A 24237-nucleotide genomic window follows, 5' to 3' on the forward strand; every position below is an offset into this window, starting at 1 on the left:
ATCTGGATGGCTGAAACGAAGGTCGCCGCCGAGCTGGCGTTCGACGCCTTCATCGAGAGCTACGCGCTGAAATACGAGAAGGCGGCCGACTGCCTGAGCAAGGATCGGGACACGCTGCTGGCTTTCTACGACTTCCCGGCCGAGCACTGGAAACACTCGCGCGACCAACCCCATCGAAAGCACCTTCGCCACCGTGCGCCACCGCACCATCCGATCGAAGGGCTGCCTATCCAACAGGACGGCGCTCGCGATGGTCTTCAAACTGCTTGAGGCCGCGCACAAAAGCTGGCGTCGTCTCGATGGCCACAACCAGTTGCCAAAACTCGTTCTTGGTGTGACATTCAACGACGGGATCGAGGTCGTCGCTAAACCGACTGACCGTCAGCCCATAACCGCCGCCGCCTGACCGGCTCAGGCCGTCACCAAAATTTGGCGATAGCTCGGTTACCCGCTGCTGACGGACTGTGTCTCCGTAGAAGCGCTCCCTCTGAGCCGAGGTATTTCGTCTAAGGTTTTCAATCGCTATTGGCTGTTATTGAACAGCGTGAGCGTATGACCTGGGATAAGCGGAAGGCGAGGCGTGTTCAATTTGGACATGAGCACAGAGCCACTCTCTTGGGGGCTGATGGAACATGGTGGCGCGATTGCGTATTCATCGATGTTTCTGGCGCGAGACTGCGAATAAGTGGACCGACGGATGTCCTGCAATAGCGTCGGTTTTTCCTATTGCTGTCCACGACCGGGCTGGCATTCCGGCGTTGCGAACTGGTTCGACTGAACGGGCAGGAAGTCGCGCTGCGGTTTGTGACAAGGTGGACTGTTGGGGGGCGCCCGCCGCTCCGGGCGACGTTTCCAACGCCAGGGTCAGACTGAGCGAAGGAATCACTATTCCGACGTGTCGCGCCATCGCGAACGATCAGCGGGTTTACCCCAACGACCCTCGGTGTGCCCGTTCCGTCGCATTCGGTAGGCGGGCGCCCGCGGCGGGTACGCGCTGCCGATCGCGTGTTTTCATGCCTTGGGAGGACATGCTTTCACGTGCTCATGGGCTGCGACAGGTCCGGAGAGAGTCAATCAGCCTGCAAATTTTGCAGGCCGAATGCTGGCCGCCATCATCACCCCTTCTCGCTGCAATATTGCCCGCATCAAGCATTCGGCCGGCTGCTACATCGAAGGATCCCAGCGATCGGAGATCAGGGCCCACTTAAAGGCTGTCGCTGGGCCGGGAGCGACGTTCTTTTCCCGAATGCCATGATTCTCGCGATCACGGCGGACGCAAAAGGGGTGAATTGGCGTACTGCACCGCGGTTCGGATCGACAAGCACAAGCTTGAAACTGATTTATGCGGCTGCGGTTTCGAAAGGTCGCTGCGAGCTTAAATCCCGAAGGCGTTAGGTCGATCCGCTACAATCGACCTGAGAGTTCGAGAAAGCCGGCGCTGAAGGACATGGGAAAAGGTCCGGCAAGCTACGCGATCGCCTGAATGGAATTCGAGAAAACGCTTGCTGGCCGATCCAAGCCGTAGTGATCGCGCAGCGTTTTGCCCGCGTAGTCGTGCCGGAACAGACCGCGCTTGCGCAGGATCGGCACGACCTGCTCGGCGAAGATGTCGAATCCGCCGGGTAGCCAAGGCGGCATGACGTTGAAACCGTCGGCCGCGCCGTTCTCGAACCATGTCTGGATGTTGTCGGCGATCTTTTCCGGCGGACCAGCAATCACCCAATGGCCGCGTGCCCCCGCCAGCCGATGTACCAGTTGACGAAGGGTCGGCTTCTCGCGATCGACGATATCGACCACCAGCTTGAAGCGGCTGGCGACGCCGCGCGCGCCGCCCGTATCGATCAAATGACGGGGAAAGGGATCGTCGAGGTCAAACCCTGAAAGGTCGAGACCGAGCATCTGACGCAACTGGGTCAGCGAATACTCTGGCTGGATCAGGTCGTTGAACTCTGCCTGCAGTCGGTCGGCCTCAAGCTGTGTGCTGCCGATGAAAGGACTGATGCCGGGCAAGATCTTGATCTGATCCGGGCTGCGATCGAAGGCGCGAGCCTGGCGCTTGATGTCGGCGTAGAACTCCTGGGCGCTCGCCAGTGTCTGATGCGCGGTGAAGATCGCCTCGGCGAAACGTGCTGCAAAGGCCCGTCCATCGTCGGACGACCCTGCTTGGACATAGACCGGCCGTCCCTGAGGCGTCCTTGAGATGTTCAGCGGCCCACGTACACGAAAATGCTTTCCGACGTGATTGATTGCGTGGATCTTGCCGGTGTCGGCGAAAACACCCGAGATGGGATCGTTGACAAGCGCGTCGTCCTCCCAGCTGTCCCAAAGCCGTGTGATCACGTCGAGATACTCCCGCGCCCGCTCGTAGCGCTCGTGATGCGGAGGATGCTCGGGCAGGCCAAAGTTCTGCGCGGCCTGCGGCGAACTCGTGGTCACGATGTTCCAACCCGCGCGGCCAGAACTGATATGATCGAGCGAGGCGAACAGTCGCGCCAGATTGTACGGCTCGGTGTAGGTCGTCGACGCCGTCGCGATCAAGCCGATCCGACTGGTAGCCGATGCGATCGCCGTGAGCAGGGTGATCGGCTCGAGCCGAAACCGCTGGGCATAACGGACATTGTCCGCCAGCGCCGGGCCATCGGCAAAGAAGACCGCGTCGAACTTGTGCGCCTCGGCGCGCTGCGCCAGCTCCTGATAGTAGGCGACGTCGAGAATACGGTCGGATGCTGAATCCCTGTGACGCCAGGCAGCCTCGTGATGACCGTCAGGATAGATGAAGAAATTGAGCGAAAGCTGCCTTCGTTCGCTCATGTCTGAGATCCGCATGCATTGGGAGCTGTAGGAAGCGAAACTCTACGTCTGCATCCGGTTTGATGTCGATGAAATGAATTTGCATTGTTGAGTTGGATGCAAGCATGAACCTTGCGAGCGGAGCGCCAAGCGAAGATCAGGGCATGCGCCAGCACGAGAAAGGGTGACAGCTGCAGCAACTTCATCACTAATCCCGAGCATTGGTGCGTTGCTTCGGTCAAGATTGTATCCCTTTTCCGATCCGACGAGGCGTCATCATTGCAAATCTTTCGGCGTGAGCATCGATCGCAAAGCGTTCGTTACCTATCGCCAAAAACAAAGCTGATTTCGTTTCATTGACTGGCGGCAGATCGCCCGTACCATTCAGAACCTGAACACAAGGGCCCGTCATGCTCCAATTTGACCCCGGCGATCGATGTTGCGGCTCCGGCCGTGTGCGGGAGCATGTTGCGGCCGAATAGGCCCTCAGCCTGAAATGACCTGATTTATCTCCGCCGTCGCTCTTGCGACCGGCGTTCGGCGGAGCATTGCCTTGGGGATAGCATGACGAGAAACGATCATGAGCAACACGACAACCATCGACAACGTCATTCCGCTCGCGGACATCGTCAAGCGAGCGGCGCGGCTCGGCGCGGAGATCAGGAACATCAAGTTATCGGGCGATCTCGGCGACGAGACCGTCCGTGCCATCAACCAGGTGCTGCTCGAGCATAAGGTCATCTTCTTTCGTAACCAGGAGCATCTCGACGATGCGGAGCAGGAGCGCTTTGCAACCAGGCTCGGCAAGCTGGTCCCCCATCCGACGGTCGGGGCGACCAAGGGGACGTCGTCGATCCTGGAGCTGGATTCCGGTCGAGGCGGTGGCCGCGCGGACCAATGGCATACCGACGTCACATTCGTCGATGCCTATCCGAAGATCTCGGTGCTGCGCGGCGTGGTGATCCCGCCCTATGGAGGCGACACGGTGTGGTCGAACACGGCGGCAGCCTATCTCGATCTGCCGGCACCGTTGCGCAAGCTCGCCGACGAGCTGTGGGCGATCCACAGCAATGCCTACGATTACGCCGTGAAGACGCAGGCAACTGAAGCGGATAGGAAGCACTTCGACGAGGTGTTTACCGGAACGATCTACGAAACCGAGCATCCGGTGGTGCGTGTTCATCCGGAGACCGGCGAACGCACCCTCGTGCTCGGAAATTTCGTCCAGCGTTTCGTTGGGCTGCCGAAGTATGACGGCCAGAAGCTGTTCGAGCTGTTTCAGTCGCACATTACCGCGCCGGAAAACACCGTGCGTTGGAGCTGGAAGACCGGCGACGTGGCGATCTGGGACAATCGCGCCACGCAGCATTACGCGGTCAACGACTACGGCGATCAGCACCGCATCGTCCGTCGCGCCACGATCGATGGCGACGTGCCGCTCAGCGTGGACGGCCGGTCCAGCGTGACTCGCGTCAAGACATCCAAACCTCACGCCGCAAAAGCCGCTTGATTCAAGTCCACTCCAGGAAAGTCATGAAATGAACGCGATAAGTCGAATCCTCCACCCGACAAGGCAGACCATGCGCAGGGCCGCGCGAGTTCTGTTGGCCGGCGCCGTCGCGCTCGGCCTTGCGGCCCCGGCGTTCGCCGAGCCGCCGCTCGACAAGGCCGAGATCCTTACCAGGGTTGGGCGGGACAGGTGACGTTTACCGAGCTGGCCGAGAACCTCGGCTATCTCGCGCCGCTGAAACTGAAATGGGTCGGCAATACCATCAGCGGGCCACAGGATATTCAGACCGTGGTCACCGGTGACATCGACATCGGCGGCGCGTTCTATGGCGCGATCCTCAAGCTGATCGCGGCGAAAGCGCCGATCAAGGCGGTGGTCGGCTATTACGGCTCCGATGCCAATACCTATTATGGCTACTTCGTCAAGGACGACAGTCCGATCAAGACCGCGCGCGACCTCATCGGCAAGAAGGTGGCGGTCAATACGCTGGGCGCACATCTGGAGTTCGTATTGCGCGAGTACCTGGGTAGGTCCGGCCTCAGCGCGAGCTAGGCCAAGCAGGTCACGCTGGTGGCGATCCCACCGGTGAGCGGCGAGCAGGCGTTGCGCCAGGGCCAGGTCGAGGTGAGTGCGCTCAGCGGCGTCTTGCGCGACAAGGCCCTGGAGCGCGGGGGCATCCGCTCGCTTTTCAATGACACCGATCTGTTCGGCCAGTTCACCGGCGGTGCCTACGTGTTGCGAGACAAATTCATCAAGGACAATCCCAATGCCTCGCGCAAGCTGGTGGAGGGGATTTCGCAGGCGATCGCATGGGCCCAGACCACACCGCCGGAACAGGTCAGGGCCCGGTTCGACAAGATCATCGCCGAGCGCAAGCGCAATGAGGATGCCTCCTCCATCAAGTACTGGAAGAGCACGGGCGTTGCCTCCAAGGGGGCGTGATCTCGGACGCCGAAGTCCAGGTCTGGATCGACTGGCTGGAGAAGGACGGCCTGTTCAAACCGGCTCAGGTCAAGGCATCTGATACCTATACCAACTCCTTCAACTTCTTCCGTCCCGGCAAGACGGCGGAGGCCCGATGACCTCGGTCAAGATCCGTATCGAGCAAGTCCGCAAGGAGTTTTTCCTGCGTGGCGAAGGGGGCGAGCAAAGAAAGCACTTTGCCGCGCTTGAGGACACCACGCTCGATGTTCGCTCCGGCGAGTTCCTGGCTCTTGTCGGCCCCAGCGGCTGCGGAAAGTCCACCTTGCTCGATCTGCTGGGCGGTCTCACGCTGCCCACTAGCGGCCGGATTCTGCTCGATGGGCGGCCGATTGCCGGACCGGGTCGCGACCGCGGCATCGTGTTCCAGCAGTATGCGCTGTTTCCTTGGCGCACCGCCGTTGAGAATGTCGAGTTCGGGCTCGATATCGCCGGGCTCAAGCCCAAGCAGCGGCGCGACATCGCGCGGCATTTCCTTGACCTGGTCGGCCTGTCCGGCTTTGCCGACCGCTACCCGCACGAGCTCTCCGGTGGCATGAAGCAGCGCGTCGCGATCGCCCGGAGCCTCGCCTACGATCCGGAGGTGCTGCTGATGGACGAGCCGTTCGCCGCACTCGATGCTCAGACCCGCGAGACGCTGCAAGGAGAATTGCTCCGGATCTGGCGTGCCACCGGAAAAACCATCGTTTTCATCACCCATGGCATCGACGAGGTGATCGTGCTCGGCCAGCGGGTGGCGGTGATGACGTCGCGCCCGGGCCGGATCAAGCAGGTGTTCGACATTCCAGATGTGCTGCGCAGCGAAGATGGCGACGTACGCTCCCTAGCCGAGTTCGGCCGCGTGCGTCACGACGTTTGGAGTCTGTTGCGCGAGGAAGTGTTGAAAGCCCAGCAGCGACAGTTGGCCGGCGCCATTGACTCGCGGGGTGCCGCCCGCAAAGTGGAAGAGGTTGCACATGTCTAGTCTCGAAATGTTGACGTTGCTGGAGGTTGCGCACGGGCGCCGAGAGCCGCTCGCCAGCGTGGAAAGACCGGGATCGCCAGTGGCGGACCGCATTCGCGCCGCGGTCCGCGGGCTGGCTGCCTTCGGGCACCGCTCAATGCTGCTGATTGTCCTGCTGGCGGTCTGGGAGGCAGCTCCGAGGCTCGGGCTGATCGATGCCGTGTTCCTGCCCCCCTTCTCGGAGGTCATCGCTGCGGGCTGGCAGCTTGCGCAATCCGGCGAGCTCTACGATGACGTCTCCGCCAGCCTGTTGCGCGCCTTGAGTGGATTTCTGATTTCGGTCGCGTTGATCGTCCCGCTCGGCCTGGTCGCCGGTTGGTATGCCCGGCTCGGTGATCTCGTCAATCAGTTCATCGAGGTCTGCCGCAATACCGCGCCCCTCGCGCTTCTGCCGGTCTTCATCCTGCTTCTCGGCATCGGCGAAACGTCTAAGATCACGATGGTGGTCTATAGCTGCGCGTGGCCGCTGCTGCTCAACACCGTTGCCGCGGTGAAACAGGTCGATCCGTTGCTGATCAAGTCGGCGCGGACCATGGGTGCAACCCCGCAGCAGCTGTTTCGCAAGGTGATCCTGCCGGCAGCGCTTCCCACCATCTTTGTCGGGATACGCCTCGCCAGCGCGTCGGCCATGCTGGTGCTGGTGGCGTCCGAAATGGTCGGCGCGAAGGCCGGCCTGGGCTATCTCATCATCAACAGCCAATACAGCTTCCTGATCCCGCAGATGTATTTCGGCATCCTCGGGATCACCGTCATCGGGCTGGCGTCCAATGCCGTTCTCGAAGCGCTGGAGCGGCGTTTCATGCGCTGGAAGGCGCTAGTCACGGCATAATCCGTCAGCTCCACATGTGATGATTAGCCGACGCAGCGCGCGATTGAGATTGTTCCGCTCAGAGGAGTGCACGATGACAAGCCAACCCATCGCGCCGAGTGCGTGTCCGCCCCGCCGGGATCGGTCGAGTTCAACGCCGACGTGCTGGTCCTCGGCGGCGGACCTGCGGGCACTTGGGCTGCGGTGAGTGCGGCGGAACGCGGGGCGCGCGTTGTGCTGGCAGACAAGGGTTTTTGTGGCACGTCCGGGGCTACCGCTGCCGCCGGCACGGGCGTGTGGTACGTCGACCCGGCTCCTGCGCTTCGCGAGGCGGCGATGGCCAAGCGCGAGAAGCTGGGCGGGCAGCTCCAGGACCGACGTTGGATGGCGCGCGTCCTCGAGCAAACCTACCTGCAGAGCAGCCGGCTCGCCGATTGGGGCTATCGTTATCCCACCGATGACGAGGGCAAGTCGCAGCGCACCTCGCTGCAGGGCCCAGAATACATGCGCCTGATGCGCAAGAGGACCAAGCAGGCTGGCGTCACCATTCTAGATCATAGTCCTGCGCTCGAACTGCTCGTGGACGACAATGGCGCCGTTGCTGGTGCCAGCGGCCTGCGCCGGCAGAAGCATGATCGCTGGACGGTGCGGGCCAAGGCGGTCGTGATTGCGACAGGCGGCTGCGCGTTCCTGAGCAAGACCCTGGGATCGAATATCCTGACCGGTGATGGCTACCTTATGGCGGCGGAGGCTGGCGCTGAATTCAGCAGCATGGAATTCTCCAATCCATATGCAATCTCGCCGGCCTTCGGCTCGGTAACGAAAACCCTGTTCTACGGTTGGGCGACCTTTACCTATGAAGACGGCAGCGTTGTCCCCGGCGCGGCGTCGAAGGGGGGGCGCTCGGCTATTGCCCGAGCGCTGCTCGAGGGCGCGGTCTATGCGCGGCTCGACAAGGCTGACGATGACGTGCAGTACCAGATGCGTGCGTCGCAGCCGAACTTCTTCCTGCCATTCGATCGCACCGGCGTCGACCCGGTTAGCAATCGCTTTGCGGTCACGCTTATGCTCGAGGGCACCGCTAAAGGCGGCAGCATCAGAACCATCCTTTTTGTATCAGGGCACTCCTAACGATGATGCGAGGGCAAAAGCCGCCGACTAGCAGAAGAGGGGGCGCCTAACCGCGCCTCCTTATCGCTGCTACGGAACGAGCCTTCTCCGGCCCAGCGAGGAATTGAGCTGGTTCGTAAGGTGCTGGCTGAACGAGATATCCGATGGTGTAAACCCGTTGGGGCCCGTTGGCCCGAAAGTCAGAAGCAGCTCGTGCGTCCGCGTTCGGTTCACGTTGAGTATTGGCGTCCCGCCGCCCGAGAGCGGGATAAGCTTGAATTGCGGACTTACGCCACCGCTCGATACCACAACGAACTTAAGATCGTAGCTATAGACGTCGACCTTTTCGGGCTTCTTGTCTCCCGTCGGCTTCGATGAAAAAAGTAGATCTGCCGCCATCACGTGATCGCGCAAAAAGCGCTCGATCCCCAGGTCGGACTTCACGAACAAAGAGCTGACATTCTGATTGATCGGCCAGTCCTCCATATCGCACATTTTCTTGTTTTTGCCTGGGCCAGCGATATTGGCGACACCCCAATAGGAATAGGTCGTATCTGTGCGCGTCGCCGTCGACGATAGCTCTCCTGAAACGCCGACGCCCCAGCTGCGGCCGATCGAATTGCCGGATTCCATTCCATCCGTCAGCGTGCGGTTGTAGGTGAGGCTAGGGGTGACGGCCGAGCTTTCGGCGATCGTCAGCGTCATCTGCAACTGGACGCCATAGTCGGGCGGTATCGCCGGTCCAAAGTTGGTGTGGATCTTATTAACTTCGCGTATCGCCCTGATGGTCTCGCAGAAGATATTGCGCTTGATGTTGAACACCATGTCCGTGCCGATGTCCTGAGCCTCCCAACCTTCGGTAAGCTTGGGCGGTGTGAAGCCGCAGCCGGCGAGCGGCAGCGTTAGGACGAGCGCCATCGCGGTGACCCTCGAGGAGTGACGAGACATGTTTGGTGCCTTACTCGGGTAGCTGAACGCCGGAATCAGGCCTGATCTGCTTTAGGAGTTCGGTTGCCTCTCCACGCGGCAAGGCCTTGATTGTCACTTCGAAACCCGGATCCGCCTTCTTGACGACAAAGTGGCCCTGGTCACCGGCAGACTTCGCGAGCTCGGGTAGCAGTTCGCTTGGTACGTCGCCGAGCACGAAATCAAAATTTTCGCCGGACTTCATAATGCGCAGCGCATCGATCTTGGGGTAGCACAGGCTTCCCCACAGTCGTTCATCAGGTAGGCATGGCGGAGGGTGTGGGGGCATATTCGTCTCCTGAGTATCATTTCCCTGCATGCAATAGATACGATCAGGCCACGGAGCGGGTGGGGTCGCAAGTCACTGCCGAAGTTGGTGAGTTAAAATCTTTGGTTGTTACCAAATTACAACACAATGAAAGCGTGCTTGCATCTAGAACGCCAGTGCGCACCTAGCACTGCATCCGCTTCGTCCCAGTTCCAGTCAACCGGCAGATCTGCGCATGGATTTTTTTTGAGTTTATTCTTCTTTACGCGTACTTCCGATACTTCGATTTTCGCCTGGTGGGCGGTGAACGACTTACGCATTATCGGCTCTGGCGCGCGCTCTTTACACCGCGCGAGAGTTTCAATGAGCAATACTTGGCCGACCGTGTGGGGCTGTCGGTCCATCCAGCCAAGGCATGGTGGTCTTTCGTCCGTCCGATCATTGTCATGCTACCGGTTTATGGGGCAGGGTCGTTTTCGCCTCAAACAACATCGATGTTTGCTGCGGTTGGTCTCATTCTCCTCCTCTCGCCGCTCGGAATGCCCGCGCCGAAGCCCTTGCACAGGACATATCCGCTTTCGGAGACCTTCGGAGCTCGCCTCAGCGCTGCCTTCAACAGTCTGATTGCAACGGGACTGCTCAGTCGCGTGTTTTTTTTCTGGTGCGGAAGCTGACGGGGCACGCAGTTAGGTTCGATTGGTTGTTTGTGAGATTCAGCTTGTTCCCCACTGTCCCTGCGGAAGCCCATTCCGAAGAAATCGCCGCAGCCGCGTGGTTAATCGCTATCTTCATGGTCTTCATCAAATCATGTGTCTGGACCAAAGCGGTCATCACTCAAGGCCCCGACGGTTTCGGGTACGGGCCCTCGGCGCACTGCCGATCAAGACGGACACCGCGCACATGAACAGCCTGAAGAGTGTTGTGTGGTTCGCTGCAGGCATAATAGTTGGTTGGTTAGCGCTCTGCTTCGTCTATAACTACACTGCTCTCCTGGCTAGGTACGAAGATTGGGGTGGCAAAAGGACAGTAGATATATTGATGCTGATTGGATTTTTGACTGGCCACACTTTTTAATTGGGCGTTTGTAGAGCTCTCGTGTTGGGGTGGACGGCAAAGCCGATGGGTCAAAGTTCTGCGCTATTTACACCCACGGGTAAGCGTTCATAAAACGCTTTGCGACTGCGACAACCTGAAGTCTCGCCAAGTTGCCTATGCCTTGTATTGGTGGAATATAGTATTTTGAGCTATCTCTCACTCGGCCTCGAGTCGAATTCCAAAATCTGTCAAGCCCAACAAAGAGTTAGACACAGGACGGTTGCCTGTTCGGCATATAGATCGTTAAATTTCTTCTCGCTCCGACCATCGGCCGAGTTGCCGGGAACCAATAGATGCTGCTGCTTCACATATCCGATATCCATTTTAAGGCCCCGCAATGCTTGAACCCGGACATGGATCCCGATCGCGGCGTGCGCACCCGTCTCGAACGGCACCTTGCGACCCAGATCGCGAGGTTGGGCAAGGTGGACGCAATTCTGGTCGGCGGCGACGTGGCCTTCAAGGGTGATCCGTCGGAGTATGGTGTCGCGAAAGCCTGGCTGCTGAAGCTCGCCAAGGACACCGGTTGCCAGGTCGAGCGGATCCTAGTCATTCCTGGGAATCACGACGTCGACCGCGACGCGATCTCGAAGGCGATGAACACCCGTAACGCGCAGCGCGCGATCGCGCACGAGAAGCAGTGGCGGGAGAGCGTGTTTTCGGCGCAACTGAGCGACGCTTCGACTGGCGAGGCGCTCTTTCATGGACATAGAGCTTACAACGAATTCGCCGCACCGATGCACTGTCAGGTTTGGCCAGGTCGCATTTGCTGGAAGCAGGACTTGGATCTGTCGCCGACCGTCAAACTCCGGATCCACGGCCTCACGTCGACGATATTGTCGGGTCGTGACGGCAAGGACGATCAAAGGCCTTCGCTCTATGTCAGTCCGCTGCAGACCGCCTTGGATCCCGTTCCAAATGTGGTGAACCTGGTGATGTGCCATCATCCGTTCGATTGGCTGATAGACGGGGATGAGGTGGAAGACGCCTTGAATCGACGGGCGACTTTCCAGATATTCGGTCACAAGCACAGGCAACGCCTGCTGCAAGAAACGAACTTCGTGCGATGGGCCGCAGGCGCGGTCAATCCGTCGCGGAGCGAGAACCAATACGAACCGGGCTACAACCTGGTCAAGATCAACGTGCTGGGAGCAGGCAAGGACCGATGTTTGTCGGTCGAGACACACCAGTTCACCTATCAGTCGAATCCGGAGGGCTTCCGCCCCATCAAAACCTCGGGAGACGAAGACGTATTCCGGCACACCATTGCATTTCCGGAGGATACGATTCCGGTATTCGATGATCCTGCCGTTACCGCCGGACTTGCGGTAGTGTCGCCGGTAGCGATGATTTCCAGCGCCACCGACGCAGAGGCTGCCATGGGAAGCGAAGTCACTCGCAACATAGTTAGTCGCTTTTGGGATTTGGCGTCGAGCGATAGACGGCGGATCGCGTTGGAGCTTCGGCTGATCAGCGAGGAAGAAATCGCGTTGCCGGAGCCCGAGCGATACGGGAAAGCGCTTATTAGAGCAAAGGAACGCGACCTGTTGGAGAGGCTGGCCCAATTGGTTGCGGAGAGAGAGGGGTAGATGATGGCTGAACGCAAGGTCGTTCCGATGCATCCGGATTTCGCTCGTTGGTATGGCGAAGTGTCCTTCGACGAGGAACTGGCGCAGGCCAGATGGGCGGGCGTCGATCAAGTCGTGGCCACGCGGAATCGCGCGACGGTCGAGGTCTTAACGAGATTGGCGTTCGACACCAAGGCCGGTGCCGCAGGACACAAGAATCCGGTATTGGCCGGCAAGCTCAAGCAATTCCATGAGGCCTTCGCGGCAACGGGAGATTACGATCCGGCGGCGGGCAGGGAAAACCAAATCCTTGCGGCCTGTGCGCTCGTGCAATTGTTCGGATCCTATTCGATCGCGGCTCTCGCGGTCACTACGACCGCGTTCGGCGGCGCTCGCGCGACGCAGTTGCCTATGGATCTGGTCGGCATCGCCGAACAGGCGATCAAGAAGTTAGGATCGACCCGCCGCCAGCGGCCCGATCTTGCAGGTCTCCAGGTCGCTGCCCCCGAGATCGATTGGAAGCCCGACTTGTCGCAGGTGCAACCGAATGCGCCTCAGACCCTCGAGCCGACGCTGAGCGGCCTTCGGGATGCGGTAGAAGCCGCGCTCCAAACGTCCGTCGCGAAGGTCAATTCGTCGATCGACAAGATGGGCGCGTACATGCGCGTCGCCGACGAGGAATTGCAGATGCTTTGGTGGCTGCTCGGCGAACGCAGCTTGGATCTGAATGTGCCGTTCGACAAGGTCGACCAAGCGATGCAGCCGCTCATCTTCGCCCGAGAACTCATTGGCAGAACGGCATCCAGCCCCGGCCCATTGGCGCTTCCGGCTCTGTTGTCGCGGGCCGGCCTCAAATCCCGTGGGAAATTGGCTGTCGTAACGGCCACCAACGCAGTCTCCGACACATGGGCGACCGAGACTATCGAAACGGTATCGGCATCGCCGATCACAACGCCAATTCACTTCGCGCTGGACAAGCGTGTCGAGACCGGGGATCCGGAATCTTGGGCGAAAGGCTGGGCAGCGGTGACTGGACTGAGCGAAAATGAAGCGGTTTCGCCCCTGATGCTCGGCGAGTTGTTCTACCGCGAGCGGTTGTTCCTGAAGTACGAGTGAGGCGTGTCGGTCGATGGCCCCGGTGGAGGTGACCTGTTCGAATCCGGACTGCCGCGTGGCAGTCGACGGTAAGTGCGTCGAAGGCTTCCAGCTCAAGGAATGCCAATTTTACGGCAAGGAACCCTCGGAAGAAGCGGGAGGAGATGCTCAAGCGGCGGAGCCGGCCAAGTCGGGCGTCGATCTCGAGGCGGGAACGACGCTGAATTCCGTCAGGGCCGGCTCTGTGTTGCGCCTAATGCCTTCCAGAGTCGTCGCGATCATCGGGATGCACGATTGCGGGAAGACTAGTCTTTTGGCCGGCATATACGACGCGTTTCAGGAAGGAGAGGTTCACGGCATTTCTTTTGCGGGCTCGTCGACACTGCACGGTTTCGAGGAAATCTGTCACGACTCTCGGGTAGCTTCGAAGCGTGGTATCGCGCACTCGCAGCGGACTAAGCGAGGAGAGGTGGCGTTCTACCACCTCGACGTGAAGATGCCCGGAGACGACGGACTTGCGTCGTTGCTGCTCGCAGATCGATCGGGAGAAGAATACGAAGAAGTGGCGGACGATATCTCCAACGCTCAGCCGTTGTTCGAGTTGCGCCGTGCGGACACAGTGACGGTTCTCGTCGACGGCAGCCGGCTGTGCGATCCGGATACTAGGCACGACGTGTTGGGTGCGATCCCGCCGATCGTGCAGTCGCTTCGAGAAGCAGAAACGTTCGTCCGTCGTCCGCAGATGGCGGTCGTTCTGACGAAGAACGACGAGGTATTGGCTTCCGGCAAGGCGGCCGTTGCAGCTTCCGACTTCGACCGTTTGGTCGCGCTGCTTAAGACGCGGTTCGAGAGCGACTTTGGAGAAATCTGCCACTTCGTGACGACCGCCTCGCCTAAGAACATGGAGGTCAAGCGAGGCGATGGTCTGGGCGAGCTACTGAAATTTTGGCTACAGGCGCCAAAACCGGAGCCCTTTACGCCGATTGCGGTTTCCGACGACCGTGTTTTCTCGAAACTCGCGCTGAGGGAGGAATGATGGCCGCCGCGGAATTCGGCTTGGGGGTGTCGATCGTCGGTTTGCCGGCTTCGGGCAAGACGACGTTTCTCGCTGCCCTTTGGCACCTCATTCAAAGCGGGGAGATGGCGACGAAACTACGTTACGGTTCCATGAGCAATCAGGACTACGCCTATCTGAACAAGATCGTCCGGTTGTGGCGTAGCGCGAAGGAACAGGGGCGTACCCAGATCGCCGGAGTGAAGTCGGTAAGCATGAACCTACGCGACAATGAAGGGAGGGAGGTCCGCATAACGTTTCCCGATGTCCCGGGTGAGGAGTATCGCCGGATGTGGGAAGAGCGAAAACTCGATGAGGGTCTCGTGCCGAACCTTGATTCTAGCAACATCATGCTGCTGGTAAACGGCGATAGGATACGTGCTCCCGCCTGGATCACCGAGCGTGAGGCGTTGAAGGCGAACGTCGAAGGAGACGGGGCTGCAAAGGCAGAACCCGAAGAGTGGTTGCCCGAGCATGCGCCAACTCAGATCCAATTGGTCGACCTGCTGCAGCATTTCAGGCGAGCGCCGCTCGATCGCGGGCCGCGTCGGATTGCCGTGATGATCGGAGTCTGGGACAAGGCCGAGGGGGAGGGTAAATCGCCAGACGATTTCCTGGCTGCGAAACTTCCGATGTTCGATCAGTATCTCAAGAGTGGCCGTGACGTCTGGACCTTCAGAACCTATGGTCTTAGTGCGCAAGGCGGCGAGTACGATCAGAACGATGAAGGCAATCCGCAGGCGAAACGCCGCAAGGATGCGGAGCGTTTGCGCGATATCGATTTGGCGTCGAAGCGGATAAGACTCCTTCGCGACGGGTCCGAAACGCACGATCTGACGGAGCCGCTCGAATGGCTGATGAACTAGCGTCCGCTTTCAAGTGTCAGCAGACGTTGCACGGCTACGGCGAGGGGCATCGGCTACTCGCCGGTTCCGCATCGCTTCCGGCTCGGGACGTCAGAACCATGCTGGTTTTCAGCGATGCCGCCGGCGGCGGGACGCTACCGGCCGAAGGATATCTGACCGGATATTCGTTGATCGAGTCAGCTAAGTACGTAGTCGCGAGAACCTGGCCGGCGCCCGAAATGCCGCGTCCCGGTTGCGTGTGGACGCATTCGATTTTGATCGATTTCTCCGATCTGGCGGCGTTGCGTTCCGCTTCGTCGATATTGTCTTCGTTCCGCCGGCCCGGAACGCAAGAGCGCGAATCCTATGGGCGCGACCTGCTGCTCCCGGGCTCTTCCTCGTCGGTTCATGCCATTTCGAAGACGGCTGCGGCGGCCGGCTTGATCGATGCCGTGTACGGTCATCCGATGCAGAAGATCGTCGCCGGCCTTGATGCGGGCTTCGACGAAGATCTGGTCGTCGGGCTATGGATGCAACAGTGGCCCCGACTGCGCAGAAGTTTCCGCTTCTGCACGTTTACGACGAGCGATCGATCCACGCCGTCGGACATGTTCGACGTGCAGCTGGTGTCGAGTGCAAGCCGGATACCACGTATGAGGATTCCGGATGCGGTCGTTCCGTCACAGGAAGTTGTCGATCCCGACTTCGCTCTTGTGGTCGAAGACCTCATGAATCCGGATGCTCGAGGCCTGCGTCGGTTTTTGCGCGGAAGCGGTGGTGAGATCGCGGGCGCGCGGGCCGCGATGCGTCCCTTAAGTCGAATTTTTAACTTCGTGCAGGGACAGCCGTTCTTGACTGGCATCTCCGACGCGGTCGCGGCATTGGACGAAATTGGTTCATCCCAGGCGGTGACGGCACGAAAGTCCATCGTCGAGAGGCTGGCCCAGGATATCGAAAGCATCGACGATGCGAGCTTCGAGCTCGTATTGAACGAGGCTCGCTCGGATGGCACGAACGTCCTGATCGCGCAAAAGACGAGCGAAGAACTCTGGCGAAGGCAGCCCTCTATGTTTGCGAGCGCCCTTGCGACAGAAGATCATTTGACACAGGCGGCCAAAGCGAAGCTTGCGTCCATGGACGACGAAGCGCTCTTGGCCGGGATCAATCGTGAGCCGTCGGTCGCACTAGTGATCGCCGACCGGCGACAAGACCTACTCGTCAATCCGAAGTTCTGGTCGATTCCGGGGTTGAATGTAGAACAGGCTCTGTCGATTTCATCGTCGGCAGACGGTGCCGCGGCCATCGTAGCCGGCATGATCGCCGGCGGCGTCGATCGCGCCCACGACTGCATCCGGAAATTCGGGGCGGGTCCCGTGATCGAGGCCATCGAGCGGATCGCGGATGATGTCGAACAGTCCAAGCTCGAAGCGTGGCTGCGCGCGCTCGGCAGTCGTCGCGACGACTTGAATCATGCTTTGTCGACTGGGAGGGTGAGTTTCAGGCCGCTCCTCCTGCTTGTCGCGCGGGTCACTTATCCGGATGCGATTAGAAGTGCAGGCGGGATAGACCCGTGGCTGGAGGCATTCACGCGGGCGAGGGGATCGCTCAACCGCGAGGATGAAGACTATCTGAAGGCGTTCCTGTTGGCGCGTGCTCTCGGCTGGCAGTCTTGCGCTCAAGCGGCGCTTATCAAGGTTTCCTTCGAGGCGGTATATCGAGCTTTGGCGGAGGGGCGGTTGCCTTCTGCCGGGTGGAGCTTGCTTTATCAAGAACTGCCGTGGGTCGCCCCGTGGAACGAATGGGATCGGTGCTGGCGAGTTCGGCAAGCTGTGATCGACAGATTCGTCGACCGAGAACTAGATCCGCGGGAGTTCGCCCACCTCGTGGACGATCCGAAAATCTGGCGCGAATTGGCTGCCTCGATGGCGAAGAGTTGGCGCGGATCGAAGTACTTGGAACGCGTTCGCGACAGGCTCCAATTCTCCACCTCAGACGTGGAGCAGCGCCGGATCGCCGAGATCGACCGTTTGCTATTCTAGGCCAACGCAAGCGAAAGCATTTTCCGCCTACGAAGGGATCGCGACTGCTGCACAAAGCAACATAGGATGCGCCGAGCCGGACGTGCAGGCCAAACGGTCCGCATCAATTTCGAAGGGCGCACAGGGTTGCCAACTTGGGTTACCTTTCCACACCTGGGGTGCCACGTAAGCCTCTGAAAAGATAAACGAAAATTTGATCGCGCTGTGTTTTACTAGCATAATGCTAGCAAAACGCCGTCGTGAAAGTGTCCGCGTATAGTGGACGGGGTGCAACGGTCGCCTCGAGCCGACCACAATCTCGTTGGGTGCGGCACCGGGCATAGTTCGTCCCCTATGGCGCCGCTAAACTCCTGAAATCATTTGATCCAAAATAGATATTGGCGAGGTCCGAAGGGTGGTTACCAGGCAAAGTATGCCCCCTAAGCCGCATGCGCCAGCGACCGCAAAAATGCAGTCAAAATGGGCGTTTCCAGGATCTTGGAAGGCCTCGCATAAGAAGGCATCTCCGAAGAAGTTTCGGCTTGTTGGACTAATCGCCTTTTGAACGATCATCGACGAAGTCGCGAGGAATCGGAAAGCCGTACCCGAGCATGAGGTATGGTTGGTGGTTAAAAAACCGCCGAGCTTCCCGCTCGACGGGTTCTTTGCACGAAAACGTCAGATCGTGGGGATCTGTTTACAGCGCATCCTTAGTGGCCTTCAGCGGTCGCACGCGGACGATCTTCCGGACCGGCTTGGCTTTGAACATCATCTCTTCGCCCGTAAAGGGGTTGGTGCCCTTGCGCGCCTTGGTGGAGGGTTTCTTGACCACCACGAATTTCGCGAAGCCGGGGACGAGGAACACGCCGCTCCGTTTCAGTTCCCTATGGCCGACGTCGGTCAGCGTCTCCATGACGCTCTTAACGTCTCTCTTGGAAAGTTCGGTACTGACAGCAATCTTTTCGATCAGCTGTGATTTGCTCAGTACCCTAGCCTGCGGTCCTGCTGGGAGCAGTGGCAGCGTGCTAGGCTTGGGCCGCGTGGGACGAGGCGGCGGTCTGATCCGATAACTACGTTTCACCATCTCTCAGCCCTTGAGAAAGAAAGGCTATGCGCATTGGGACCTTCAATGCTGTGAGCCATTACTTCTTCTTTTTGGCGACCTTCTTGGTCTTCTTGGCTGTTTTAAATCGTTTTGGCGGAGGACGAACGCTGGCATGAGATTTCGGCTCGTCGACCTGTGTTGGGCCTCTACGGGTCATACAGCGCTCTCGAGGTTGCGCCTTCCGAGCAGCTTTTTCCAAATGGAAACGTGCTCAGATTCCAACTTGTACTCATAGGCATGAAACGCGATGAAGTGTCTAAGTACGCGCTGATGAGGAGGAATCCACACTCGGTTGCGACGCTTCATGTCCGGGTCGCTTGTGGTCGCATCCAAGGCTGCATTGTAAGCAAGGGCATCTAAGGCCCGGAGCGGCATCGGCTCGTCACCTGCAATGGTGAAGAGCTTTGCATTGTAGCGCTTCTCGCTTGGCTTGGGATCAAGTTCGATTTCGGCCAGCATATCGTTGTATTTTTTCTGTAGAAACTCGTGTGTTCGCGCGCGGTACCCGAAGTCGAACGTGAGTTGAGCCGTGGCAAATATAAGTACTCCAAACTCCAGCCAGCCTTCTTCGAAATGAATCAGTTTCGCTGCCTTTCCCGCAACCCCTGCACCAAGCACGATAACGAGGAAGTTTAGAAGCCTATTGGAAAGGTCGAAGAAATTTCTTCGCGCCACGTGATATATTGCGCAGCGAAGCGCATCAAACTTTGGACCAAAAACGTAACCTTCGGTATCGGGCAACGCGTCGTTGCCCGCCGTCGTAGCTTCAAGCGATAAGTCCGTCCCTTCGCTCACTTCTTCGGTGGCGGCGATGATGGGGCCGGCGCGGGGCGAATAGGAACGTGAGTGCCCGGATTGGGACTGCTTGGGCGCGGTGGCGGCGAAACGCCAATATGCCTCACGTGATCCGACATTCCTGTCTTCCCCTTAGAATGAGATATGCGAACTATAACTGATTCGCCCCTCGGATCGCGCGGTTGTGCTGTTTCCATGAATAGTAAAGAAGGTCTGGTGGCTGGCTGATGCGGGACAGTTGTCGGGGCGCTGCGGGGGGTATCTGTAGCTTGCGCTGTGCTAACATCTGACTGAAGTGTGTAGTCAGCAGCCTTCGTATCTCTTCAAATGTCATTCCGCGCTCGGTGCCGTAATGAACGAGTTGTTGAGCGGAATAGCTTGATGCCCGTGACAAGCGCAATGCTTCCTTCGGATCGGGGGTTAGTAGCGAAACCTTTACGCTCGACGACCTGTGCTTGAGCGAAGCCGCAATGCGCAATGGCCATCGAAAATAGTAGATGCCGTGACGTGACACAGCCAGATAGGACGGAACAAACACGACGAAATGCCTCACCGAAATGTCCCACCTGCGGGCATCCCGGAACCAAGGCTTTGATTTTTCGAGGAATGGTGGGCCCGGCGGGACTCGAACCTGCAACCAGACCGTTATGAGCGGCCGGCTCTAACCATTGAGCTACGGGCCCCACCCCCGAAAGGTGTCTGCGCAGGATCGTTTACAGGTCGACCAGCATTTCGGCAATCCCATATCGCTTCAGGCGAACTGGGCGGCTCGCAGATCACGTTTAGCGCAGGTGGAAGCTCGCGAGGCGCCGCCCGTCGAGGATCATGTTCAGGCGTTGCGTGCTGCCGACGAAATCGACCACAGCTCATGATGGAATCGGGATGGTGCATGCGACACGGTTTCGATTGTCCAAACCAGTATCGTCGGCGATCTCGCGTCGGGACATTGGCAGCGAGATAGCGGAGAAGCTGGTCGTCCAGGCCAAGTGTTGGCGCGGGTCGAGAGCTGAAAATCATGCGAGCACGAGCCTCGAGTACCGGGAGGGATGTTCCGGGTCGGACAGGCTGCGATGGTTCTCGCATTTTACGCCGGCAGCTCTCGCAGCTGTGTCAATGAGGTTGTAGCACCGCGACACCATGCGCGCTGGAATGACCCGCAGATCGCTAAACAACGGCGTGATCGCTGTGCGAAAGGCGGGCCGGCCCTAGAGCTGCAGAAGGTGAAGTAACGGCGCCGGTAGGCTTGGCGCGATCGGCACGTGAGCATGGCTCCGCTCGCCTGGAAACATCGGCTGAGGGCGAACAAATGAGCGGTCTTAAGCTCACCGGTTTTGCGACCATCCCGCTTCAAGGCTCAGCTTTTGGGGGGCCGTCCGATGCCCCCCATCGAGCGACCCGGTTCGGTCGATGAATCCGATCCGTCAGGTAGAAAAGACCGAGAAGCGTGTTCGATAGCAGGTTCGCCAAGGCCAATACGTACACGCACCAGAAAACCCGGAAGATGGTTGGGCGCCAAGTCGCGGCCGCTTCAGACAACCAATATTTGTCGGTGAGGAGATAGACGTAACCAACCACGTAGAGCACCAGCGTCAGGAACGCCATGTAGCCAAACAAGAACGACAAAAAGCGGCGACGGCTCAAGTTCTCAAAATAGCTCTCCGTGTTGACCGTGTGCTCGAGCCGAACAGGCGGTTCGCCAGGCATGGGGTCATCCATCTCCTGCTTGCCGAAAGTCGCTACTGCGGCCAGCGCAGCGATGAAAAACCCGGTCAGTACGCCGAGGAAGTTGCTCAGCTTCCCGATGATGTCCAGCGACCCAACAGCGTCCTTCACGAATTCGGATGAGAAGGCAGGCAGAGCAAAGAACGCCCCCAGAACTATCGGCAGGCCGTAGTCGAACTTCCACTTCTCGGGGTGAGCTATCCTCAGATACTGCAGAGGAACGAGGATCCGCCACATGGCTGTCTATCCAACGAAGTTTTTGATCTTCGAGATCAGTTCATCGCTCATCGTGTCGGAGATGTCCGGCAGAGCCTGCCGCAGTGTGACCTCAGCAGACTTGACAAACAAGGCCTCTCCAGCATCGACCCTGGCGGTGTCCACTTTGGCACTGTGAGCTTTGCTTGCTTGCGGCTCTTTCCATCGGACGCGCATCGCTTCATAGTCGTTTTTGCGCGCATATTCCTTCAGTTTTTCAATAAGGTTCAGCGCTTCACCTTTCGGCAATGCCTTCGCGATCGAGAGGCTAAGGTCACGCCGCACGGATCGAATGAACTGGGATTCGTCGAAACCCAGGTTCTTTTCGCGGTAGTTGATCAACTCGACGTGGAGCAGCCGACCTTCCTTGATCGAGTCCTTCAGGCGGTCAGAGGCGTGTCCGGTCAAGTCGACCATCGGACGTGTCTTCAAGGGCTCTTTTGAGCCCTCCCGCTTGAACGTGAGCCCCTGATCATCAGAGATCGTTTTGAACTCTGCTCGCAAAAATCCTTGAATCAAGGAACGGCCAAAGCCCGAGACATCCTCGTAGACCATGCGGTACAGATGACCGCCTTTTTGGGTAGGCTTCAGCGAGATCACCGCATGGACGGAAAGGCCGCCGGCTTCGTCATCGGCGCGCTTTGGGATCCTGACCTTTCCGGTCTTGAAATTCGTGAAGCCTGGATCGGCCTTGTCCCGATCCCCAAGGCAAAACAATAGCGCGATCGCCGCAGCGCCATTCGAGAGCTTGATCTCCTTCAGAGCCGAAAGCCTGATGACGCGCCGTTCGTTATCAATCACCTGGAAGCAAAGATCGCTCGCCTGCCTCTTCTTCAGGTAAGGAATGAACTCAGCCAACGATAGTGCCGGCGCATCTGATGGATGAGGTGTCATGGCAAGATCAAAAAACAGGATGAATCGCTGATTGCCTCGTAGCATTGTGCCCCCGGTTTGCTTTCCGGGAACATCGCACACCAAACGATATAATCAACAGAATTGGTCAATCTACCACCAGTTGATCGGTCCGGGCGGGCCGGAGAAATCTTTCCATATTGTCCTGCAAGGTTGTTGGGAAGTGCAGAGCGCGTTTCGCGCCCGTGCAGCACCAGCAGTTGATGCGTGGTTACGTGAAAATCGGCTTGTTATCCGGGCCAGCCACGAGTTGATGTCAAAACCGGGAATCACAGAACCGTCGACTTCGACTCGATGGTAGAAAAGCGAAAACAGCGGTGCGACACCCAGCGGATTTGGGTAACACCCACTCGTGGCCGGCAGCACACGACGTGCAAAGTTGCGATGGCGCTCGAATTCGGCGTTCGGGCGATCTTTTTCGATGAATTCCACCGCATTGATTGTGCAAACCTGGGATCTTTGGAGCAGCGGACGTGTGCGTCAGAGAGATTTCAGCCCGTTGCTCCGATCCGAGAACCGATCTTCCCAGATCTGGGAGCAGCGTGTCGGCGGAGCTAAGTGATTTGGTGCGGCGCCGGTGCACGACACCACGATCGAGCTTGATTTGAACGTGAATCTTGGCGACCCCACTCTCATTGGTGAGAGGCACTAGGCTGGCAAGCAACAGCGGCCGACCTGTAGGGCGGGTCTTGCTGGAAGTCACGTACTTCGGGCCACGTCGCGGCATTCTCAATAAGTGACGGAAGTAAGCGCGTGACGGTTGAACAGGATCGGCCCGGCAAATTGTCCTCTCGAACGTTGTCAGCAACAACAAACTTTGAGTAACAGACGCCGACTTAAATCTTTCCGGGTGCGTGACTGCGCCTGCAACTGCAGGCATGGCCGCGATAGGACACTCGATGCGTGGCCGACTTGAATAAATCCGGCAAGAGCTGCGTTAAGCAACCTAATCTGTAGAACTAGAAAACGGCGCGTTACGAGTCTATCCTCGCTGCCACCGGGGCTGGACTACATTTATTCACGATGGCATTTTCAACCCGGAAGGCCGCCGGCGAGATCGTCGGCGGCCTTTTTCAGGGATGATCGGATAGAATTGGGCCGATCTAGATGCGATCGGCCTCGGCGCCACAGTCGCTGGTTGGTTTTACGGAATTGGCCCGCCAGCCCGGCGGTGCCGCACGGGGGGCGTTAATGCACGATTGGAAGAGGGAACTCGACGCGCTGGTCGCTGAAACGATGGCGTTCACCAAATCGCTGAAGGTGGAGATCGAGAGGCCGAGGCCTGAGCTGAAAAAAGACGTTGTGCCGCATGAGCTCAGTTTTCCCAACTATGGCGGCAGCGAGCGCGATGAGATCAGGAAGCGGATCGAGAGCTTCAAAGCCCATCAAGAGCGCTTCATGCGCGAGCGCGAGGAACATGCCGAGTCGCTGCTGCGTCGGATCAGGCCGATGACGAAGCCCTAGGAGAGTTCAAGCTCGCTGAATCTTCCTGGCCCCGCCAGATCCGCTCGAGGGCCTCTTCTCAAGTGATACATGCTCAAACGGGCGGGATATTTCGGCGTTCGAGATAACCGAGCCCTAGAGTTGGATCACCCCGAACCGATAATTTGCAAGCTCGGGTCGACTATTCCCTCAGGGTTTTCGCTCCTCTGAGGCCTGAAAGCTGCACTGCTTTTTAAGAAGCCGCAGGAATCCTGCTCTAATCTCGGACTCTCTGAGGATCGGAGTTCTCTCGAACGCGATCGGCCAAGCGGTGCACCAAGTGTTTTTGGCATTGACCAAAACTAAAAACATCACATTTAGACTCTGTTCGAAGATCTAACGGAGGCTACAGTCCAATGCGCAACCTTCTCGTTTTTTGTATGCTTGCACTTCCGATCCTCGCCGGCTTCGGATCGCCTTCGCTTGCCGCTTCGCGGGGGCATTCGTACATTCCACCGGCTCGGCAGGACGTTTATTGCTTGCAGGGACGCGCCTGGGGATATCCGGGCAATTGCCAGTTCTCGACCTATGACCAGTGCATGGCCACGGCATCCGGTACCTTGGCCTATTGCGGGATGAATCCAACCTACGCATTCCAGCGACAAGGACAGCAATTGCGCTGACGCGTGATCGACAAGCGTGATCGAGCTATTGCTCATGGAAATGGATGCGCCGGCTGTGCAGCTTAAGCGTTGAGCTTTCTGCCCGGTTGACATCCCGCGTGAGTAGGGTCGCGCTCTCGGTTCGACCGGGACGTAAGCCTGGAGCGCGATGGCTTGTCGGCCTCGCAGAGCGTCTGTTGCTGGCCGGAGGGAGTGGGTTCCTCCAGCCAGGTCTTGGCGCGACTGGCGCATG

21 protein-coding genes, 1 tRNA gene and 1 pseudogene are annotated in these 24237 nt (G+C 58.7%); 15 read left to right on the forward strand and 8 right to left on the reverse strand.

The window, feature by feature from the left end; translation table 11 throughout:
• Positions 1 to 406 (forward strand): annotated as a pseudogene (locus AC0L2O_RS28770) (transposase); the annotation flags it as partial.
• A 1061-nt stretch (positions 407 to 1467) separates the two neighbouring features.
• Here AC0L2O_RS28770 and AC0L2O_RS28775 read toward each other — a convergent pair.
• Entirely contained in the window at positions 1468 to 2811 is a 1344-nt protein-coding gene (locus AC0L2O_RS28775; RefSeq protein ID WP_473372103.1) for an LLM class flavin-dependent oxidoreductase, read from the reverse strand.
• 559 nt (positions 2812 to 3370) lie between these two features.
• Here AC0L2O_RS28775 and AC0L2O_RS28780 point away from each other — a divergent pair.
• The 7 genes from AC0L2O_RS28780 to AC0L2O_RS28810 all read left to right on the forward strand — a co-directional run bounded on the left by AC0L2O_RS28780 (position 3371) and on the right by AC0L2O_RS28810 (position 8223).
• Positions 3371 to 4300 carry a TauD/TfdA dioxygenase family protein gene (locus AC0L2O_RS28780; protein ID WP_473372104.1) on the forward strand — a complete coding sequence of 310 codons (930 nt, stop codon included), beginning with the start codon at positions 3371 to 3373 and terminating at the stop codon, positions 4298 to 4300.
• A gap of 189 nt (positions 4301 to 4489) precedes the next feature.
• A complete protein-coding gene (locus AC0L2O_RS28785; RefSeq protein WP_473372105.1) occupies positions 4490 to 4852 on the forward strand; it encodes an ABC transporter substrate-binding protein in 363 nt (120 codons plus the stop codon).
• A gap of 33 nt (positions 4853 to 4885) precedes the next feature.
• Complete coding sequence (locus AC0L2O_RS28790) at positions 4886 to 5242, forward strand: type 2 periplasmic-binding domain-containing protein (protein WP_473372106.1); 357 nt, start codon at positions 4886 to 4888, stop codon at positions 5240 to 5242.
• Positions 5239 to 5382 (forward strand): hypothetical protein, encoded by a 144-nt coding sequence (locus tag AC0L2O_RS28795; RefSeq protein ID WP_473372107.1) that lies wholly within the window; start codon positions 5239 to 5241, stop codon positions 5380 to 5382. Before AC0L2O_RS28790 ends, AC0L2O_RS28795 begins: the two co-directional genes overlap by 4 nt.
• Positions 5379 to 6245, forward strand: coding sequence for an ABC transporter ATP-binding protein (locus AC0L2O_RS28800; protein WP_473372108.1), 867 nt, complete (start codon positions 5379 to 5381; stop codon positions 6243 to 6245). The genes AC0L2O_RS28795 and AC0L2O_RS28800 overlap by 4 nt, the downstream gene beginning before the upstream one ends.
• A gap of 79 nt (positions 6246 to 6324) precedes the next feature.
• On the forward strand, positions 6325 to 7113 hold the full coding sequence (locus tag AC0L2O_RS28805; protein ID WP_473372109.1) for an ABC transporter permease: 789 nt from the start codon (positions 6325 to 6327) through the stop codon (positions 7111 to 7113).
• Between the two features lie 66 nt (positions 7114 to 7179).
• Complete coding sequence (locus tag AC0L2O_RS28810) at positions 7180 to 8223, forward strand: FAD-dependent oxidoreductase (RefSeq protein WP_473372110.1); 1044 nt, start codon at positions 7180 to 7182, stop codon at positions 8221 to 8223.
• A 69-nt stretch (positions 8224 to 8292) separates the two neighbouring features.
• Here the strand turns inward: AC0L2O_RS28810 and AC0L2O_RS28815 are convergent, their stop codons facing one another.
• Both AC0L2O_RS28815 and AC0L2O_RS28820 read right to left on the reverse strand, forming a co-directional pair.
• Positions 8293 to 9120, reverse strand: a complete 828-nt coding sequence (locus AC0L2O_RS28815) for a hypothetical protein (RefSeq protein WP_473321618.1) — start codon at positions 9118 to 9120, stop codon at positions 8293 to 8295.
• A 40-nt stretch (positions 9121 to 9160) separates the two neighbouring features.
• Entirely contained in the window at positions 9161 to 9457 is a 297-nt protein-coding gene (locus AC0L2O_RS28820) for a hypothetical protein (RefSeq protein ID WP_473321619.1), read from the reverse strand.
• 1367 nt (positions 9458 to 10824) lie between these two features.
• On the opposite strand from AC0L2O_RS28820, the gene AC0L2O_RS28825 reads away from it, so the two are divergent.
• From AC0L2O_RS28825 to AC0L2O_RS28845, 5 genes are read left to right on the forward strand one after another with little or no spacing between them, the layout of a single operon-like run.
• Positions 10825 to 12120 carry a metallophosphoesterase gene (locus tag AC0L2O_RS28825; RefSeq protein WP_473372111.1) on the forward strand — a complete coding sequence of 432 codons (1296 nt, stop codon included), beginning with the start codon at positions 10825 to 10827 and terminating at the stop codon, positions 12118 to 12120.
• A complete protein-coding gene (locus tag AC0L2O_RS28830; protein ID WP_473372112.1) occupies positions 12121 to 13215 on the forward strand; it encodes a GTPase-associated system all-helical protein GASH in 1095 nt (364 codons plus the stop codon).
• 55 nt (positions 13216 to 13270) lie between these two features.
• Positions 13271 to 14230: a TRAFAC clade GTPase domain-containing protein gene (locus tag AC0L2O_RS28835; RefSeq protein WP_473321626.1), complete on the forward strand. Its 960-nt coding sequence runs from the start codon at positions 13271 to 13273 to the stop codon at positions 14228 to 14230.
• Positions 14227 to 15114: a TRAFAC clade GTPase domain-containing protein gene (locus AC0L2O_RS28840; protein ID WP_473321628.1), complete on the forward strand. Its 888-nt coding sequence runs from the start codon at positions 14227 to 14229 to the stop codon at positions 15112 to 15114. The genes AC0L2O_RS28835 and AC0L2O_RS28840 overlap by 4 nt, the downstream gene beginning before the upstream one ends.
• Entirely contained in the window at positions 15099 to 17132 is a 2034-nt protein-coding gene (locus AC0L2O_RS28845; protein WP_473372113.1) for a GAP1-N1 domain-containing protein, read from the forward strand. The genes AC0L2O_RS28840 and AC0L2O_RS28845 overlap by 16 nt, the downstream gene beginning before the upstream one ends.
• 676 nt (positions 17133 to 17808) lie before the next feature.
• Here AC0L2O_RS28845 and AC0L2O_RS28850 read toward each other — a convergent pair.
• The 5 genes from AC0L2O_RS28850 to AC0L2O_RS28870 form a co-directional block, all read right to left on the reverse strand.
• Entirely contained in the window at positions 17809 to 18096 is a 288-nt protein-coding gene (locus tag AC0L2O_RS28850) for an HU family DNA-binding protein (protein WP_473321630.1), read from the reverse strand.
• Between the two features lie 273 nt (positions 18097 to 18369).
• Complete coding sequence (locus AC0L2O_RS28855) at positions 18370 to 18957, reverse strand: hypothetical protein (RefSeq protein ID WP_473372114.1); 588 nt, start codon at positions 18955 to 18957, stop codon at positions 18370 to 18372.
• A 661-nt stretch (positions 18958 to 19618) separates the two neighbouring features.
• A tRNA-Ile gene (locus tag AC0L2O_RS28860) sits at positions 19619 to 19694 on the reverse strand.
• A gap of 664 nt (positions 19695 to 20358) precedes the next feature.
• Positions 20359 to 20970, reverse strand: coding sequence for a hypothetical protein (locus AC0L2O_RS28865; RefSeq protein ID WP_473372115.1), 612 nt, complete (start codon positions 20968 to 20970; stop codon positions 20359 to 20361).
• A 6-nt stretch (positions 20971 to 20976) separates the two neighbouring features.
• Positions 20977 to 21882 carry a hypothetical protein gene (locus tag AC0L2O_RS28870; RefSeq protein ID WP_473372116.1) on the reverse strand — a complete coding sequence of 302 codons (906 nt, stop codon included), beginning with the start codon at positions 21880 to 21882 and terminating at the stop codon, positions 20977 to 20979.
• A gap of 1125 nt (positions 21883 to 23007) precedes the next feature.
• Between AC0L2O_RS28870 and AC0L2O_RS28875 the strand changes: the two genes are divergently transcribed.
• Together AC0L2O_RS28875 and AC0L2O_RS28880 are read left to right on the forward strand one after the other, a co-directional pair.
• Positions 23008 to 23364 (forward strand): hypothetical protein, encoded by a 357-nt coding sequence (locus AC0L2O_RS28875; RefSeq protein WP_473321641.1) that lies wholly within the window; start codon positions 23008 to 23010, stop codon positions 23362 to 23364.
• A 374-nt stretch (positions 23365 to 23738) separates the two neighbouring features.
• Complete coding sequence (locus AC0L2O_RS28880) at positions 23739 to 24005, forward strand: DUF3551 domain-containing protein (RefSeq protein WP_204513406.1); 267 nt, start codon at positions 23739 to 23741, stop codon at positions 24003 to 24005.
• Positions 24006 to 24237 lie beyond the last annotated feature (232 nt).

This window comes from Bradyrhizobium sp. Kon10, from assembly GCF_055807395.1.